This window comes from Levilactobacillus parabrevis, from assembly GCF_044051715.1.
In the GTDB taxonomy this organism is placed as follows: domain Bacteria; phylum Bacillota; class Bacilli; order Lactobacillales; family Lactobacillaceae; genus Levilactobacillus; species Levilactobacillus parabrevis.
In genome coordinates this window covers 2,008,355-2,024,662 of the sequence record NZ_CP168688.1, presented here as the reverse complement: position 1 = coordinate 2,024,662, position 16,308 = coordinate 2,008,355, and the positions used below count along the sequence as shown (strand labels likewise).

General features: G+C 50.5%; 18 protein-coding genes. All 18 read left to right on the top strand.

All coding sequences use genetic code 11. The features are described 5' to 3' along the window. The first annotated feature begins 2 nt into the window (after positions 1-2). The 18 genes from ACEPSU_RS09580 to rimI all read left to right on the top strand — a co-directional run bounded on the left by ACEPSU_RS09580 (position 3) and on the right by rimI (position 16,103). Positions 3-320, top strand: coding sequence for a YbaB/EbfC family nucleoid-associated protein (locus tag ACEPSU_RS09580; protein ID WP_020088157.1), 318 nt, complete (start codon positions 3-5; stop codon positions 318-320). Positions 321-340: 20 nt separating this feature from the next. Then, positions 341-940 carry a recombination mediator RecR gene (gene recR / locus ACEPSU_RS09575; protein WP_020088158.1) on the top strand — a complete coding sequence of 200 codons (600 nt, stop codon included), beginning with the start codon at positions 341-343 and terminating at the stop codon, positions 938-940. Positions 941-951: 11 nt separating this feature from the next. After that, positions 952-1,203: a YaaL family protein gene (locus ACEPSU_RS09570; protein ID WP_020088159.1), complete on the top strand. Its 252-nt coding sequence runs from the start codon at positions 952-954 to the stop codon at positions 1,201-1,203. A gap of 374 nt (positions 1,204-1,577) precedes the next feature. Continuing rightward, positions 1,578-2,714 (top strand): glycosyl hydrolase family 8, encoded by a 1,137-nt coding sequence (locus tag ACEPSU_RS09565; RefSeq protein ID WP_395321298.1) that lies wholly within the window; start codon positions 1,578-1,580, stop codon positions 2,712-2,714. Between the two features lie 81 nt (positions 2,715-2,795). After that, complete coding sequence (locus ACEPSU_RS09560) at positions 2,796-3,944, top strand: hypothetical protein (RefSeq protein ID WP_395321296.1); 1,149 nt, start codon at positions 2,796-2,798, stop codon at positions 3,942-3,944. Next, positions 3,941-4,294 carry a hypothetical protein gene (locus ACEPSU_RS09555; RefSeq protein WP_395321294.1) on the top strand — a complete coding sequence of 118 codons (354 nt, stop codon included), beginning with the start codon at positions 3,941-3,943 and terminating at the stop codon, positions 4,292-4,294. The genes ACEPSU_RS09560 and ACEPSU_RS09555 overlap by 4 nt, the downstream gene beginning before the upstream one ends. Beyond that, the gene (locus tag ACEPSU_RS09550) at positions 4,291-5,856 is read left to right on the top strand and encodes a hypothetical protein (protein ID WP_395350879.1); all 1,566 of its coding nucleotides are present in this window, start codon (positions 4,291-4,293) and stop codon (positions 5,854-5,856) included. The genes ACEPSU_RS09555 and ACEPSU_RS09550 overlap by 4 nt, the downstream gene beginning before the upstream one ends. Before the next feature lie 198 nt (positions 5,857-6,054). After that, positions 6,055-7,308, top strand: coding sequence for a glycosyltransferase (locus ACEPSU_RS09545; protein ID WP_020088163.1), 1,254 nt, complete (start codon positions 6,055-6,057; stop codon positions 7,306-7,308). Then, on the top strand, positions 7,232-9,400 hold the full coding sequence (locus tag ACEPSU_RS09540) for a cellulose biosynthesis cyclic di-GMP-binding regulatory protein BcsB (protein WP_395361518.1): 2,169 nt from the start codon (positions 7,232-7,234) through the stop codon (positions 9,398-9,400). Before ACEPSU_RS09545 ends, ACEPSU_RS09540 begins: the two co-directional genes overlap by 77 nt. Next, positions 9,393-10,262 carry a diguanylate cyclase domain-containing protein gene (locus ACEPSU_RS09535; RefSeq protein ID WP_395321290.1) on the top strand — a complete coding sequence of 290 codons (870 nt, stop codon included), beginning with the start codon at positions 9,393-9,395 and terminating at the stop codon, positions 10,260-10,262. Before ACEPSU_RS09540 ends, ACEPSU_RS09535 begins: the two co-directional genes overlap by 8 nt. 173 nt (positions 10,263-10,435) lie before the next feature. Next, a complete protein-coding gene (gene tmk / locus ACEPSU_RS09530; protein ID WP_020088166.1) occupies positions 10,436-11,080 on the top strand; it encodes a dTMP kinase in 645 nt (214 codons plus the stop codon). A gap of 25 nt (positions 11,081-11,105) precedes the next feature. Continuing rightward, positions 11,106-11,435 (top strand): cyclic-di-AMP receptor, encoded by a 330-nt coding sequence (locus tag ACEPSU_RS09525; protein ID WP_020088167.1) that lies wholly within the window; start codon positions 11,106-11,108, stop codon positions 11,433-11,435. Between the two features lie 9 nt (positions 11,436-11,444). Next, complete coding sequence (gene holB / locus ACEPSU_RS09520) at positions 11,445-12,461, top strand: DNA polymerase III subunit delta' (protein WP_020088168.1); 1,017 nt, start codon at positions 11,445-11,447, stop codon at positions 12,459-12,461. 26 nt (positions 12,462-12,487) lie between these two features. Beyond that, positions 12,488-12,826, top strand: a complete 339-nt coding sequence (locus tag ACEPSU_RS09515; RefSeq protein ID WP_020088169.1) for a DNA replication initiation control protein YabA — start codon at positions 12,488-12,490, stop codon at positions 12,824-12,826. Positions 12,827-12,842: 16 nt separating this feature from the next. Further along, positions 12,843-13,724, top strand: a complete 882-nt coding sequence (gene rsmI / locus ACEPSU_RS09510) for a 16S rRNA (cytidine(1402)-2'-O)-methyltransferase (protein ID WP_395321288.1) — start codon at positions 12,843-12,845, stop codon at positions 13,722-13,724. A 5-nt stretch (positions 13,725-13,729) separates the two neighbouring features. Next, entirely contained in the window at positions 13,730-14,473 is a 744-nt protein-coding gene (locus tag ACEPSU_RS09505) for an acyl-[acyl-carrier-protein] thioesterase (protein WP_395321286.1), read from the top strand. A gap of 279 nt (positions 14,474-14,752) precedes the next feature. Then, positions 14,753-15,475: a tRNA (adenosine(37)-N6)-threonylcarbamoyltransferase complex dimerization subunit type 1 TsaB gene (gene tsaB / locus ACEPSU_RS09500; protein ID WP_020088172.1), complete on the top strand. Its 723-nt coding sequence runs from the start codon at positions 14,753-14,755 to the stop codon at positions 15,473-15,475. Next, positions 15,459-16,103 (top strand): ribosomal protein S18-alanine N-acetyltransferase, encoded by a 645-nt coding sequence (gene rimI, locus ACEPSU_RS09495; protein ID WP_033388466.1) that lies wholly within the window; start codon positions 15,459-15,461, stop codon positions 16,101-16,103. Before tsaB ends, rimI begins: the two co-directional genes overlap by 17 nt. Positions 16,104-16,308 lie beyond the last annotated feature (205 nt).

Here is a 16,308-nt window from a genome sequence, read left to right as displayed (position 1 = left end):
CAATGCGGAACATGGGAAATATGGGAAACATGATGAAACAGATGCGGCAAATGCAAAAGAAGATGGAAGAGGACCAAGCGAATTTGAACGCGCAATCCTTTACCGGGACCTCACCAGACGACATGGTCCAAGCGACGTTTACCGGCGACCGGAAGATGACTGACTTAGCAATCAAGCCAGAAGCCATCGATCCCGACGACCCCGACATGTTGGCCGACCTAGTGTTAGCTGCCGTTAACGACGCGTTGACCAAGGTCGATGAGACCACGAAGCAAACGTTAGGCAAGTACACCCAAGGGATGAATATTCCTGGTATGTAAGGCAGAAAGGACGTTGTGACATGCAGTACCCAGAACCCATTGCGCAGTTGATCGACAGCTATATGAAGCTGCCGGGCATCGGCCAAAAGTCAGCGACTCGGCTGGCATTCTTCACCATTGATATGGCGGACGACGATGTCACGGCGTTTTCCAAGGCGTTGGTCTCGGCCAAGCGGGACCTGCACTATTGCTCGATCTGTGGGAATATCACGGAGAGCGATCCCTGCACCATCTGTGCCGACAAGACGCGTGATCAAAGTCACGTCTTGGTGGTCGAACAGGCTAAGGACATCATGGTGATGGAAAAGATGAAGGAATATCACGGCTTGTATCACGTCCTCCATGGCGTGATGTCGCCGATCGAAGGCAAGGGGCCCGAGGACTTGAACATTACCAGTCTGATTAACCGCCTGCAGAAGAATCCTGATATGAAAGAAGTCATCATTGCCACGAATGCCACGCCTGAGGGTGAAGCCACGGCAATGTACCTCTCGCGATTGATCAAACCGGCGGGGATTAAAGTGACTCGCTTGGCTCACGGCTTGTCCGTGGGGAGTGATATCGAATACGCTGACGAAATGACGCTGTTCAAGGCCGTTGAAGGTCGGACAGAGATGTAGGAGGGCGACTGATGTTTGGACGAAAGAAACGCCAATTTCCCCGGTTGAAGGCGGCCTACGATGAGCAGCTTCTGGCCACCATCGATGATGCTAAGGACCGTTGGGACCACGCAAAGCAAACGGAAGAAGCCATTGCCGATGCCGACAACGAAATGACGGCTAATACCGCCCTGGCACGGCAAACCTACCTGTTCTTGTACCGAGAAGCCCGGTTACGGCGGGTCAAGGGCAAGCACATCTCGGCGGCAGTTTTCCGCGACTAAGTAATTTTTCAGACAAGGCATTGAAATAAAAAGTGAACTCCAGATTGACCATCAGCGGTTAATCTGGAGTTTTTTGTCGAAATCATGCAAGTTGCGTAATATACATAGACTGTATAAATGAATTGTGACCAATTGGATGAGCGGGCTACCGGCAGTAATGGTTCATGACGCAGACGGCTAGATAGTGTAACCCAATCTTTACGGACTTAGTGACAGGAGATGGTTTCCGAATTTTGGACGGCGTTTTAATTATCATACAATAAGTATTTCTATAACTTTTGTGTTATATAACGACGTGCTTTTTCTAGAAAAAACATGGTAAGATGAAGGTGAATCGTCGATTGAAATTCCGAATTTAGAGAAGGGATTACGAGATGAAAAAAAGGCAGTGGCTACTCATCGCACTTGCGGCTGAATGCCTGCTATTACTGGGAGGATGCCGGTCCAAAGCAGCAACGATGACACCACCTAAAGCGACACCAGCTGGCTTTGTACGGAAGACGACGCTCCACACGGTAGCCGACCAAAAGCGTCAACAGCAATTGGCTAGTTTTATCACCCAGAAGATGCGGACAAAACAGGGTATTTATACCAACTATGTTGATACCGAGACCCGTCAATCCGGGGCAGCCACCGGACATGAATTATTAAGCGAATCCGCCGGAATGTGGTTGCAGTATTTAGCCGAACATCATCAGTATCAGGCCTTTCGTCAATTTTACCAGGCAACGGTCAAGACGTTTGGTGACACTGGGCAATTCAGTTATCGTTATGATCCGCGCAGTAAGAAACGGTTTGCGGTTAACGCCACACTTGATGATTTGCGAATCATTCGGGCGTTGAATTTGTATGATGCACAGACCAAGACAAATCGTTATCGCCAGGCCGCAGCAAGTCATTTTGCGGCGTTGAAGGCGGGGGCACTCAAGGATGGAAAACTCTACGATTACTATGACCCCCAGACGAAACAGACGGCTAAGACGACGAGTCTCGCTTACTTTGACTTTAAGACGTTACACTATTATGAGAATGAAACTAAGGCTGGACGTAAGGCTTACGACGAGCAGCTTAAAGTGGTTCAGGGTGGTTATTTGGGGAATGTCTTCCCCCTATATGCAGCCAGCTTTAGCTGGGGAACGCTGACGTATTCGCCTAAGAATCTGAACACGTCGGAAGCCCTGGAAGTTCTGCTACACTTGGCCGAAATCGGCCAGTTGAAAGCAACTAGTCGCACTTGGCTAGCCCAACAGGTTAAAGCGAAGAAGCTCTATAATGGCTATTCAACAGCGGGGAGCGTCACCAACAGCGGACAGTCTACGGCTAACTATGCATTGGCGGCCATGATCTTTGCAACGGCCAATGATCAGGCCAACTACCGGATGGCTATGAGGTTGGTGTGGGCTGGACAAGTTACACAGCCATCGGTGATTCAAGGCGGTATTGGGGATGCCAAGACGCATCAAAGCTATTCTTACAGTAATTTAACGGCGCTCAATGCCGCTAGTTACTGAGCAATTAATTACTAGTGCAGGCCAATCGTAGATGATTAGAGTCTAGGCCAAGTTTGCACGAGTTAGGAGAGAAGGGGCAGCGTGACCATCGATGGTATCAAATTAAAATGGCTAGCTGGCTGGCGATGGTTTGCGCGGCACTGTTCACCGGCATTATTGGCAACGGTGTTGGCGGCTGTGATTGCCGGTTACTTACTCTTCGTACCGCCATTTCACGGCCTCGCTGATAACGGTGATTTTTATCGGGCACAGTTTGTGAATGGTCTTTATCATCTGAAGGGTTACAGCATGCTCGACTACGTCACGCCGAAGCTGGGAATCATGCAGTATTACAATGACACGACGGCCGCTGTGTTTTCTTCGCAACCGCTCTTTGTCAAGCTGGCGATTCTGCTGAATAAGCTGTTTTACAGCAAAACGGTCTTTGATTTACGCTTCATGGGTTTGGTCTATTATGTGCCTTATCTAGGAAGCATGTACCTTTTGACCATGGCGATGACGGCACCGTACCGCAAATTACGAAGTTATCTGATTGCCTTGCTGATTGTCTTTGTCTTCGCAGACTCGTCATTTACGCTGTATTTCAACTCTTTCTTTGCAGAGCCCGGGATGCTGATTTTGATGCTCTACGCCTTCGCGTCACTGATGCTGGTGGCCCGTCGTCCGCACTGGCATCCCCGCATTTTGACGATCGTCTACTTTGTCAGCATTATGCTACTGATTGCGAATAAACAGCAGAATGCGCCGCTGGCGTTGAGCTACGTGGTGACCAGCATCGGGTTGTTCTTTATCTTTAAGAAGCGAGCGCAGTGGCTGTGGATTCTGGGAGGTATCGTCGGTATTTTGGTAACGGGGGTCCTCACCTACACCCTCATTACGAAGCAGTTTAATGACATTAACCAGTACCAGGCGTTTACCCACGGGGTTCTATTGCATACGGATGATCCGAGCAAAAAGATTGCGCAGCGGGGTGTGGACGAGCAGTACGCGTTGATGCGCAATCAGGATTACTACCCGAAGAGTTTTGCCGCTATCAATCCGAGCGACAAGTCCGTCAAAAAAGGGTTGAACGACAAGACGGGGTTTGGCTGGATTGTCTTGTACTACGCCCATCACTATCCCCAGTTTCACACGTTACTTGATGTGGCTGCCGGTGACATGATGATTACGCAGGTTAAAGCGGTTGGGATTATCAGCAGGCAAGCGGGAAGCCAGCTGGGGCCCAAGTGACCTACTTTACGGGGTTCAGTAGCGTTGCTGGGGCGTTCTTCCCGCAGAAGTTCTCGTTCGATATTCTACTGACAATTGCGTTACTGATTGTCTTTCTGATCGGGGCCTACAACGATCTGGTCCACCACCGAGTGGTCAATATCGTGCGCTTTTTCCTGGTAACGGGGCTATTAACCGTCTTTATCTTTGTTCCGATCATCTCGATTATCGGGGACGGGGATGCTGACCTGGCCAAACATCTCTTCATGGTGCCAGTCAGTTTGGATCTAATCTTCATTACCTTTATCGCGGACCTGTTGAACCATCGATTATGGCACTCCAACGGAAACATTGAGGAGGATGACACGTGAAAAAGCGATTAATTTTAGGCTTACTCGTGCTTGTCGCCTGTCTAGGCATAGGGTGGGGGCAAACAAGTCCCGCCATTGCTGCCAGTAAACGCGTTCTCATTGTCTACGATGCAATTAATCCCACGGTTGACGGGCAAAAAAAGTTAGCAGGACTCCAGCAGATCTTGGCCAGTGCAGGCGTTGCGACTCAAACGGAACGATTGAGCGACTACCATGCTGGACAGTTGACAACGAAAGCTTACGCTGGCGTGGTTACGCTGATCAATTGGCCGCAAGGGGACTTGAAGAACGCTGAATTTACGCGTGATCGCGCGGCCTTTACTGGAAAAAAGCTGCACATTGGCCAAGGACTAAGTGCGGTGGAGGCCCGCGAGCTTCATGCCGTTCGTCGTAACGTGTATCACCAGCAGCTGATACTGAGCGCCGAGGGGCAGCAGCAACTGCTACCCTTCAGTGAGGATATCACGTTGTTGAAGACGCAGGGGAAGGCACACCGGTATGGCACGTTGCGTCCGCAGAATCAGGGCATCGGGCGTTATCCGTATGGCACGGTCGTCGGTCAACGGGGGTATCTACCGTACTTTGAGGCGAGTGGTTTCAGTCAGGTTTTAGCTGCGCAGACGATTGCACAACTGTTTGGCAAGCAGCGACAGTTACAACCACTCCTGACAATAACGGGTGTCACGCCCTACAGTGATTTGAAGCGGTTGACGACGTTGGCACAACGACTCAATGCAGCGGGCATCCCGTTTGCAATTAGTACGACCTCAGTGGCCGACAATACATCACTGGCGGCATTCTCCCGTTTTGCGAAGGCCTTACGAATTGTGGAAAATAATCAGGGAATCATCTTTCTTCAAGTGCCGGTTGTGGGGGCTGCCAATAAACAGAGTGGCAGTCTGCTAGAACAAACCATGGTCGAAGAGCTTAACCAATTGGGGCAGCGACAGGTCATGCCGGTCGGCATCAGCGCACCAGTCTATTGGAATCAAGATAAGGTCTTTCGAAAGTATGGGTTGGCCCGGTCGACCAACGTCTTGTTACTCCCCAATCCAGCGACAACAACGTTTGCGTACCAGGATAATCTTGGAGGACGTTACGCACAGACCTGGACGGGACTTAGCCTGAATTCACTGTTGACAGTCAAAGATGGGCAACGCGTCGCGGTCAATCAGTTAAAGTTCCCAGTACCGACGGCAGTGACGGTTGCTTTTCCGACTAGTCGCAAGCAGTTAGTAGCCATGACGCATCGGGTAACGCAACTGAATGTTAATTGGTATCAACCACAGGACAGCTTACAGACGAAAATAACGAGTGCTTCGGCGACCTTTGCGTACAAGCAAGGCACGTATTATCTCAACGGGAGTCCGGTGACCGTGGGGCCTGAAGCAACGGGAATTCCCAAGTATCATTTTTCCCAGAAACGGCACGTGGCGTTAGATCGCTACTTCAAGGTTCAGGGCAATATTCTATTGGTGTTCTTTACCTTCACAACAATCGTACTGGTGACGTTCCTGATTCTAGGTCGACGAATCTACCGCCGCATGTTCCGTCGGAAATAATGTACGGTCGGTAGGCTGTCAAATAAATGGTTGCGAGTCTCCATCAATGTGCGGCTAAAACGAAAATGTGGGGTAAATCGGAAATAAATGCGACAAATTTCGGGGAAAATACATTAGTAATAAGTGACGGGTAATTTTGTGAGGATGTTGGTGGCTTAAAGGTAACGGCATGTTGATTTCTGAGAGGATGGTGGTTGTTTGAGTATCTTAGATTATTTTGTATTCGTCTCGATTCTGGTGATCTGGGGAATTTTAGTGGTCAATCTGATTCTGACAATGGCCGGTTATACCCAGTACCTCAAGGATGTTCGGACACCGGCGCCGGAGTTGCCCGAGCAAGTACCGTTCGTATCAGTCATGGTGCCGGCACATAACGAAGGTATCGTTATCGTGAAGACGGTGCTGTCACTGCTGAACTTTGACTATCCCCATGACCGATACGAGATTATTGTGATCAATGATAATTCCAGTGATAATTCTGCAACACTGTTGAAGCAAATTCAGGATACGTATCCTAAACGTAATCTTGAGGTGATCAATACAGATAAAACCAATGGTGGGAAGGGAAAGTCCAATGCTTTGAACATTGCGTTGAAGCAGGCTAAGGGAAGCATTATTTCGGTCTACGATGCGGACAATACGCCGGAGCGTCCCGCACTACGCTATTTGGTGGGTGAACTGATGCAGGATAAGACGTACGGCGCGGTTATTGGAAAATTCCGTACGCGGAACAAGAATGCGTCGTTGCTGACGCGGTTCATCAATGTCGAAACTCTGTCCTTTCAGTGGATGGCTCAGGCCGGGCGCCTGCGATTGTTTAAACTCTGTACGATTCCCGGGACCAACTACGTGATTCGGCGAGATCTGTTGGATAAAATCGGGGGATGGGATACCAAAGCTCTGGCCGAGGACACTGAAATCAGCTTTCGGGTGTACCGACTGGGCTATCGAATTTATTTCCAACCCAAGGCGGTCACCTGGGAACAGGAACCTCAGACGTTGGACGTGTGGTTTCATCAGCGCACGCGCTGGGTCAAGGGGAATATCTATGTCATCTTGAAAAATCTGCCGTTGATCTTTCGTAAGACCGGCCGAAAGATTCGCTTTGATCTGTTATATTTCTTATCCGTTTACTTTCTGCTCATGACGTCGTTAATTCTTTCAGATACCGTGTTTGTGCTTTCGGTGGCCGGTATTGCGCATTCTAACCTCCTAGGGTTCAATAACACGCTGTGGATCTTTGCTATCGTGTTATTTGTCATCAGTACTTACGTGACGATTACGACCGAAAAGGGAGAAATGACGTTAGGCAACCTGTTGATTATTATTTTTATGTACGTCGTGTATAGTCAAATGTGGCTGGCAGTCGCGGCCTATGGAATGGTGGGGTATATTCGTGAACAAGTCTTTCATCAACAAGCAAAGTGGTATAAAACTAAACGCTATCAGTAAACTAATGGTTACGGTGGTTCTTTTAGGAGTGGCCTTTCTGAGTGTGTTCTTGGGAGCCACCCCAGCTAGTGCCAAGACCAAGGTTGCGTTGAAGACCTACACGCAGCCGTTTCAAAACAATACGACCAGTCTGTCCGGACAATCCGTGGAGATGAGTACCTACTTTATCAAAATGGACTACTGGGATGTGAAGAAGGCAACACTGAACCTCAACTATCAGGTCTCCCAATTGTCTAGTCGGCAGTTATCGGATATCACGGTATCGTTAGGTGGGGTGAAGTTTGCTTCATTTCGGCCGAATAAACAAACCGGGTTACAGACGAAGACGATTAAAATTCCATTGCGACTCCTGTCCGGCGAGAATGAACTTAAAATTAGTGGCCAGATTCTCAATCGGGCGGGTAAGCGAGATTATCGGTTGACGCAGACGCCGGCCAATTGGTTGACGGTAGACAATCGTTCAGCCGTGAACTTTCAGTACGCGTTAAAGGCGCCGACTAAGAATATCGATGCTTTCTACGATCACTTCTCGGGGCCGGACACCATCGTTAATCGCGATGCCTACATTGTCGTTCCCAATCAAGCGAATAATGCTGAATTAGCAGCCAGTATGTATGCCCTGACTGGTGAGTCACGGGTGATTACGACTGAAAATCAGCAGATTCCCGTCGTACAAATGAGCAATGCTGATGGTAGGGCTGCGGATTATCAATTGGTCATGGCTGAGTATCAGCACCTGCCGGCCCGTTTTCAAAAACTATTTAAACGTGCGGATTTGCGCAATACCGGCCAGATCAAGCGCTATGATGCCAAAGGTAAACATTACTTGGTAGTGACGGCAACTACGGGAACACTGCTCGAGAAGGCGGCGCGTTTCGTGGCTAATTCTGAACTAATGAAGGAGTCCAAGCACCCGACCGAGACGATTACGGCCGGTACCCAGACGTTTACGTCGACGTTAAACTACGACGGCAAGTACCAACTGACGACCGAGGCTGATCGGATCACCGGGGCTAATCATCAGGAACGGAGCTATTTCGTGAGCTTGCCCGTTGATCGTAACAATGCGGATGGGTTGACCATTAGTATTCATCTGCGTTATGCACGGAATCTGGATTTCAAGAATTCTTTAGCCACGGTGTACATCAACGATACGCCCATCGGGAGTAAGCGGCTGAGCGCGGCCCGAGCCGATAACGATACGTTGACGGTGGCGTTACCTAAGGGGATGGCCCTAGGGAACAGCTTTACCGTGCGGGTGGCACTGGACTTGCCGATGAGTAATACGGCCGGTACCCAGGACAACACGCATACGCCGTGGGCCAGCATTGAACCGACATCGGTAGCTCGGGTTAAATCAGCGCCGGGGAACGACCTGCTCTTTAGCAACTATCCAAATCTATTTCTGAAGAATGCGACCTATAACGACATTGCAGTGGTTCGGCCTCAAACGATGACCAGTACGGATTATCAGACGCTGACGAACATCTTTAACCTGATCGGAAACTATGCTGAAAATAATCGGGGAACGATTAAGTTTTACGATCAGCAACCGAGTAAGCATGTAATGGCTGACGCCAATGTGATTGCTTTTGGCACGCCTAAGCAAAACCAATTGATTCACCACCTGAATCGTCACCTTTACTTCAAGTACAACGATACCGAAGCGCGATTCCTGTCGAACGAGAAGCTGAGTATTGAACAGCAGTATGGTCAAACTATCGGTAGTGCTCAGTTATTACGCTCCCCATACAACCGGAAGAAGGGGCTATTGGTCGTCACTGGCGCACGTGCAAACGGAACTTACCTGGCATCAACCCAGATCAATTATCAGCGGAATATCGCACAGTATAAAGGCGATGCCATCATTGTTGATCCGGATAATAATCATGATGACTTCCGGTTTAAAAAGAATAAGTTAATTGACACTTCACTGAATACTAAACAAGAAGTAAGTCGTCATTCTCAGGAGTTGCTCTATCTAGGGATTGCATTGATGGTGATTGTCGTTGTAACGGTAGCGTTATTACTCTTGCTGTGGAAGCACGGAAGCTTGCGGCGCCGGCGAAAGGAGACGACTCATCATGAATAATCGGGCGAAGAATTCGAACAAAGAGACTTGGCTGACGGATATTTATCTGATTGCCTTTCTTATGACGGTGAGTGGGCTTGCACTGGGGATGGCCGCGACTCAGATTCACTATTTGATGATCAACGTGAGCTTTCTGGCTGTGACCATTTGCTTGATTCTCTTTACCTACTTCTGGGGAATCATTACGGGGTTACTGTTAAATCTGGCATTTATGTTTGCCCAAGTCTTGATTGTCATCTACGTGAGTCAAACGCATGCCGATACGGTGGCGTGGGGCTTGACGTTTTGGCTGTTTTTACCACTTCTACTGTCAGTGACGTTTTATGGCATGACAGTTCACCTGCGGAAATTGCAGGCGGATAATGTGAAACTGCGGAGTGACTTGGTGGAACGAGGCGCGTTCGATGAGTTGACGAATCTGCGAACGACGGTTTCCTTTATTGAAGATACGGCGGTGTTTACGGAAACAAATCGTCGGTTCAACCTGCCAGTGACGACAATGATTATTCGAATTCGTTACTTTCAAGAAATGCGGAGTATGATTAGTGATGCGCAACTGAGTGCCCTTCTTCAATTAGTGTCAGAGACCATCAAGGATGCGATGCGGACCAACGATATTACCTACCTGTTGGATCGGGCGAACCCAACTTGGGGTGTGCTACTATTTACGGATTCCAAGGGGGCTAACATTGCGGGTCAGCGTATCAAGGAAAATTTCGATAAGGCATTGGCCACAACGGATAGCTTGGCGACTTTAGAGGTCAGATTAGTCGTCGGCGTAGCTAGTTGGGATTCCGAAAAGATGAAGAATCCGTACGATTTGATGAACGCCGGGATCAAGGAAACCGAGTACGACGTTTAGATAGTGTCTGGTTGCAAATGGACCTTTATTTTTGCTGGTTATGGAAGGCGTTAACAAGCGCCACGCGGACGCCTATCGATTGTTAGCGAAAGCGTGAAATTCAAACGATGCAAATAGACATCATTTCTTAATTCAAGTACAATGTATGTATTCAATCAAAAATGGGGTCGAGTATGTTGTCAGGAACATTTATAAGCTTCGAAGGACCCGACGGCGCCGGTAAGACCAGCGCTCTCGCGGCCATTACCGCTAAGATTCAGCCCACTTTGGGGGACCGGTTGACGATTACACGCGAACCGGGGGGCAATCCCATTTCAGAAAGCATTCGGGCGATTATTTTGGATCGGGCGAATACCGATATGGACTACCGCACGGAGGCGTTGTTGTACGCTGCAGCACGGCGGCAACACATCGCACAGACGATTCTACCGGCACTTGCTGCTGACCAGTTGGTTCTATGTGACCGCTACGTGGATAGTTCCGTTGCCTATCAGGGAGCGGGCCGCCAAATTGGTGAGGACGCCGTTGCACAAATGAATACCTTCGCCACGGATGGGTTACTGCCCGACTTGACGGTGTATTTTGACGTTCCTGCCGAGGTGGGACTGCGCCGGATTCAAGCGCACCGTCAGGCCGATCAAGTTGATCGACTAGACGTTGAGCAGGCAGCCTTCCACAATCGTGTGCGGGCCGCTTATCTGCGGTTGCAACAGGCTCATCCAGAACGGATCAAATTAATCGATGCGACCCAGGCACCTGATCAGGTGGTTGCAGAAGCCTTGGCATTGATCAAACAAACCGCAACCCGTTATTTCTAAACCGGCATTTGAGGGAGGAACAGCAATGAAATTATTAATCGCTATCGTCCAGGATAAGGACGCAAATCGCCTCAGCAATGAGTTCATCGATAAGAACATTCGCGCAACGCGATTGTCGACCACTGGGGGCTTCTTGAAGTCTGGGAATACCACGTTTATGATTGGTGTAGAAGAGGACCGGGTCGATGAGGTCTTGGAAATGATCAAGGCGGCCAGTCACACGCGGCAGCAGTTCATGACGCCACCCGTTAACCTGGATGCGCAATTAGACAATACGTCGTCGTATCCGGTGGAAGTTCAGGTCGGGGGCGCTACGGTCTTTGTACTCCCTGTCGATCAGTTCCATCAATTTTAGGGGGCATTCATGACCGAAGAATCTCTCGTGGCAACAGCACAACGGTTGCAGCCACAGCTGTTGAGTCATTTCATGAATTTAATCACCGAGAACCGGTTAGCCCACGCTTACCTATTTAACGGGGCTGACGGGACCGGTCGGCAACAGTTGGCCACGGTCATTGCCATGCGGCTCTTCTGTCCCAATGTAGACGAGAACGGTCTGCCCTGTGGTCATTGTCCGGAATGCCAGCGTATTCAGGCCGGGGATCATCCCGACGTCGTGTCGGTGGTCCCGGATGGGCAACGCATCAAGGTGGATCAGGTCCGCTACCTCAAGTCCGAATTTACCAAGAGTGCCGTTGAAGGTAACCAGAAGATCTTTATTGTCGACCAGGTCGATCGTATGACAACGGGGGCAGCCAACAGTCTTTTGAAATTCATTGAGGAGCCCGTGGGCAATACCGTTGCTCTGTTGTTGACGGCCAATAAGAATCTGATCTTGCCCACGATTCTGTCACGGACACAAGTCGTGGACTTCCTGCGAGTGGCGCCCGGTGCGTTAGCCGATGCGTTGGCGGCCGCGGACATCGTCCCTAGTCAACGTTATCTGTTGGCGACGCTGACCGAAAGCGTTCAGGCCGCCAAAGCGTTAACGGCTGAGGACTGGCTGAAGACGGCCCAGGCGAGTGTGGGTCAGTGGTTCAGCGCGGCTTGTGCTGGCGATGAGCGAGCCTTTGTGCGGGTACAGACCGAACTGTTGCCTTTAGGAAGTAATCGTGATCTCCAGGGAACTATTCTGGATATGGTGGTGCAGGTCTGGCACGATGTCTTACGCCAGCAGAATGCTAGCGTGGCCGATGACCAGTTGGCCTTTCCACAGGTCGCACAAGTCAGCCGACAAATGGCCCAGCGGCTCAGTATCGATCGGCTCGTTGCCATCATGACGCTGACGCTGGAAACCCGGAGTCAGCTTGCTGGAAATATGAATTTTCAGGGCATCTTAGAAGCCTTAACGTTACAGATCCTAGCGCAGATTCCGCGCTAAACAGTCAGCATTGGAGGGGTGGCAACTTGGAAAAACAAGAAGTATACGATCAATTTAAGCAGCTCGAGGGCCAAATACAAGAAGTGCTCGCCCAATTCACTGACTTACAGGCCGAGATGACCCAGGTGTTCGAGCAAAATGCCGAATTGGAAATCGAAAACCAACATTTACGGGACCTTCTGCGGGAGCTCCAACGTGACTTACCCGAAGCACCTGAGACGCCGCAGGGCTTGTCCAAGTCACGGCAGATCTTGGAAAAATTGTATGAAGAAGGCTTTCACGTCTGCCGTGAATTTTATGGCACGCGGCGTAAGCAGGACGAGGAATGTGCCTTCTGTCTAGAAGTTATTTATCGTGATCAATAGGAGGTCCGCACCACACATGGAACGTCAACGTAGTTTTCAAGCCGCAGACAGCGGTCACTTATACCTGGTGCCGACACCCATTGGCAATCTCGACGACATGACCTTTCGTGCCGTCAAGACGTTAAAGGCGGCCGATTTGATTGCCGCCGAAGATACGCGTAACACCCAGAAACTCTTAAATCACTTTGAAATTGAAACCAAACAAATTAGTTTTCACGAACACAACACGCAGGAACGCATTCCCCAATTGATCGCGAAGCTTCAGCAGGGGATGCAGATCGCCCAAGTCAGTGACGCGGGGATGCCATCCATTTCGGATCCCGGCCATGAACTGGTCAACGCCTGCATCGACGCTCACATTCCGGTGGTACCGTTACCCGGTGCCAACGCGGGTCTAACGGCATTGATTGCCTCGGGTTTAGCGCCACAACCGTTTTATTTCTACGGCTTCCTGGATCGCAAACCCAAGGATCAGCGTGCCGAGATCGACGAGCTGGCCCAACGTCCTGAAACGCTGATCTTCTACGAGGCGCCGCACCGTCTGAAGAAGACGCTGGCCAACTTGGCTGCGGGGATGGGGGAAGATCGGCCCGCTGTTCTGTGCCGTGAACTCACGAAACGCTACGAAGAATTCTTGCGTGGAAGCCTGAGCGACTTGGCCGAATGGGCCGCCACGGATACGGTGCGGGGCGAGTTCGTTGTGTTGGTTGGGGGAAATGATCACCCAACGACCACGGCGACCGCTGCGGTTGACCTCAGTGAACCCATTGAGACGCAGGTCGACCGTTTGATTGCGGCCGGTGACAAGCCCAACGCAGCTATCAAAGAAGTCGCGAACCTCCGCGGCCTGAAGAAACAAGAAGTTTATCGAACTTACCACCACTTAGATGAGGAGTGACCTGCGTGGCCAAAAATGAATTCAGTGAACCCCACCGAGTCGTCTACTACGAAACGGATGACACCGGCCATTTAACCCTCGCCATGCTAATCAACTTGTTCGTCCTGGTCTCCGAGGATCAGAACGCCGCGTTGAAATTAACCACGGACGACATCCACAGTCTGGGGGTTGGTTGGGTTGTGACACAGTATCACTTGCAGGTTGATAAGCTTCCCCAGATTGGGGATCGGGTGACCCTCAAGACGCGGGCAACGGCCTTTAATAAATACTTTGCCTACCGGGAGTACTGGTTGCTCGATACTGAGGGCAATCAGTTAGCTTACGGCGAGGGCATCTGGGTCACCATGAGCTACGCGACCCGGAAAATTGCGACAATTCCAGCGGCCATCATGGCACCGTACGGAACCGAGCCCGTCAAACGGTTACCGCGTTTACCCCGACCAGAGAAGATTGACCAAACGGCGACCAGTGTTGCTAAGCCGTATACGGTGCGCTACTTCGACATCGATGAGAATGGCCACGTGAACAACGCCCATTACTTCGATTGGATGTTGGACACCTTGCCCGCCGAATGGCTCCGGCAACATCAGCCGGTTGACGTCCGGATTCGCTTTGAAAACGAAGTGAAGTACGGTCATCAGGTGACGAGTGAGGTTGCGCACAGCCATGCGACAACGACTCAGCACACAGTAAAGATCGGGACAACGACCGCGGTTCTGGCCACAATCGATTGGCAACCACGGCGCTAAGGCGTCAAGGTGTGTCTGTGACGACGTGTGCTGCCCCCTTGAAGTTGAAATGAATGCGTCAGCTTTTTTGAATAAATTGATTAATTTTGATAAAGACAGGCAGAGAAGATGTGCCGTGCCAGTCTTTGTGGTAATATAAGACACTGATATGAATAGTACACGAGAAAAAGTAAGTAACCGGTTATTGGGAAGCGGCGGGCCGGGAACACCAGTCGCCGCTTTTACCAGTTTCGCTACTGGCTGTGGTCACCATACACATGAAGGGGAACCCAAGCAAATATGAAGATTTTAGCAATTGATACATCGAACCGTCCGCTCAGCGTCGCTGTCTTGGATGATGCCACAGTGTTGGCCGCCATCACAGTCACGGTTCATCAGAAACATGCGGAATACCTGCTGCCAGAGATTGAACGGCTCTTGGCAATGGCGGAACTCAAGCCAACCGACCTGGATCGCGTCGTGGTTGCGGCGGGACCAGGTTCCTACACGGGGATTCGGATCGCCGTGACGACCGCCAAGACCTTGGCCGCAACGTTGAATATCGACCTGGTTGCCGTGTCGAGCTTAGCAACCTTGGCCGCCAATGTGCCGGTTGAAGGCGCCCTCGTTGCCCCAATCTTTGATGCACGGAATCAAAACGCCTTCGCCGGGTTGTACCGGATCAAGAATGGCGTGCCAACCGCAGTGATTGCGGACGCCCATACTGGAATTGCGGACTTTCTGGCCGCAGTCAACAAGTACGGTGAACCTGTGTGGTTCCTAGGTGATGCCGCCAACTTTAGCGACTTGATTGCCACCACGATCTCCGCGGCGACACCGGCAATCAGTCCGTGGCTGAATTTGCCGCAAGTGGCCACGATTGGCTTGTTGGGGCAGAAGCTGACCCCTGTGAGTGATGTTGATCGGTTCGTGCCGAACTACCTACGTTTGACGCAAGCCGAAGCCGAATGGCGTGCTAAGAACCCAGAAGAGGATACCGAATCGTATGTTGAAAAAATTTAAAAATTGGTATAAAAATGTATTTGGTAGTCGGCGAGAAGTCGTACGCGAGGAGACCATGGATGTTAAAAATCATCGGGTCGAGATTCACGACGTCACGTATTTCGTGGCTAAGGCCCTATTTACCGATATTCCAGAAATGATTGAAATCGAGCGAGCCGTGTACGCGGGTCAAGCCCCATGGGATTCAACGGCCTTCGCCAATGAGCTCCGGCGGGAAAAGGATCGGCTGTACTTGGTTATTCGTAAGAATGACAAGTTGCTGGCATTTATCGGGAGTACCTTTGACGAACGTAACCGCGACGCCCACATCACCAACATTGCTGTCTTACCAGAGTATCAGAGCAAGGGCCTTGGTCGTTTCCTACTGGGAATCATGATCAAGAAGGCGCGCAAGCTGAACTATAAGACGGTCAGCCTGGAAGTACGCGTATCCAACAAGAGTGCGCAACGGCTCTATCGTGACCTGCAGTTTGAACAGACCGGCATCAAGCGGGGCTACTACTTTGGTGACCACGAAGATGCCGCCGACATGGTGCTGTACCTCAATGAAAATGAGGACGAAGCGCTGGCGGATGCGGACGACACTCAGGATCAGGACACAGAACGCCAGACGCGTGAACAGAATTAGCGACGATAACATCAAGGCGGGCGAGGCATCGGGCCACCCGCTTTTTGTGTGTGATGGGTGTTAGCCGCGTTTAGAAACTTTCGCCGTTTCGTGGTATAGTTAATGCCGGAATTGAAGTCGGATTCGTTAAGTGAACGATCAATCCAGAATGTGGTACCAACCAAAATTAAAATAGTTAGCCTATTATTTTGACTTTGGTGAGATC

Coding starts and splice junctions, on each gene's coding strand:
- recR (WP_020088158.1), top strand. CDS start 341: ATGCAGTACCCAGAACCCATTGCGCAGTTGATCGACAGCTATATGAAG.
- ACEPSU_RS09565 (WP_395321298.1), top strand. CDS start 1,578: ATGAAAAAAAGGCAGTGGCTACTCATCGCACTTGCGGCTGAATGCCTG.
- ACEPSU_RS09570 (WP_020088159.1), top strand. CDS start 952: ATGTTTGGACGAAAGAAACGCCAATTTCCCCGGTTGAAGGCGGCCTAC.
- ACEPSU_RS09540 (WP_395361518.1), top strand. CDS start 7,232: ATGGAATGGTGGGGTATATTCGTGAACAAGTCTTTCATCAACAAGCAA.
- rimI (WP_033388466.1), top strand. CDS start 15,459: ATGTTGAAAAAATTTAAAAATTGGTATAAAAATGTATTTGGTAGTCGG.
- ACEPSU_RS09525 (WP_020088167.1), top strand. CDS start 11,106: ATGAAATTATTAATCGCTATCGTCCAGGATAAGGACGCAAATCGCCTC.
- holB (WP_020088168.1), top strand. CDS start 11,445: ATGACCGAAGAATCTCTCGTGGCAACAGCACAACGGTTGCAGCCACAG.
- tsaB (WP_020088172.1), top strand. CDS start 14,753: ATGAAGATTTTAGCAATTGATACATCGAACCGTCCGCTCAGCGTCGCT.
- tmk (WP_020088166.1), top strand. CDS start 10,436: ATGTTGTCAGGAACATTTATAAGCTTCGAAGGACCCGACGGCGCCGGT.
- ACEPSU_RS09580 (WP_020088157.1), top strand. CDS start 3: ATGCGGAACATGGGAAATATGGGAAACATGATGAAACAGATGCGGCAA.
- rsmI (WP_395321288.1), top strand. CDS start 12,843: ATGGAACGTCAACGTAGTTTTCAAGCCGCAGACAGCGGTCACTTATAC.
- ACEPSU_RS09535 (WP_395321290.1), top strand. CDS start 9,393: ATGAATAATCGGGCGAAGAATTCGAACAAAGAGACTTGGCTGACGGAT.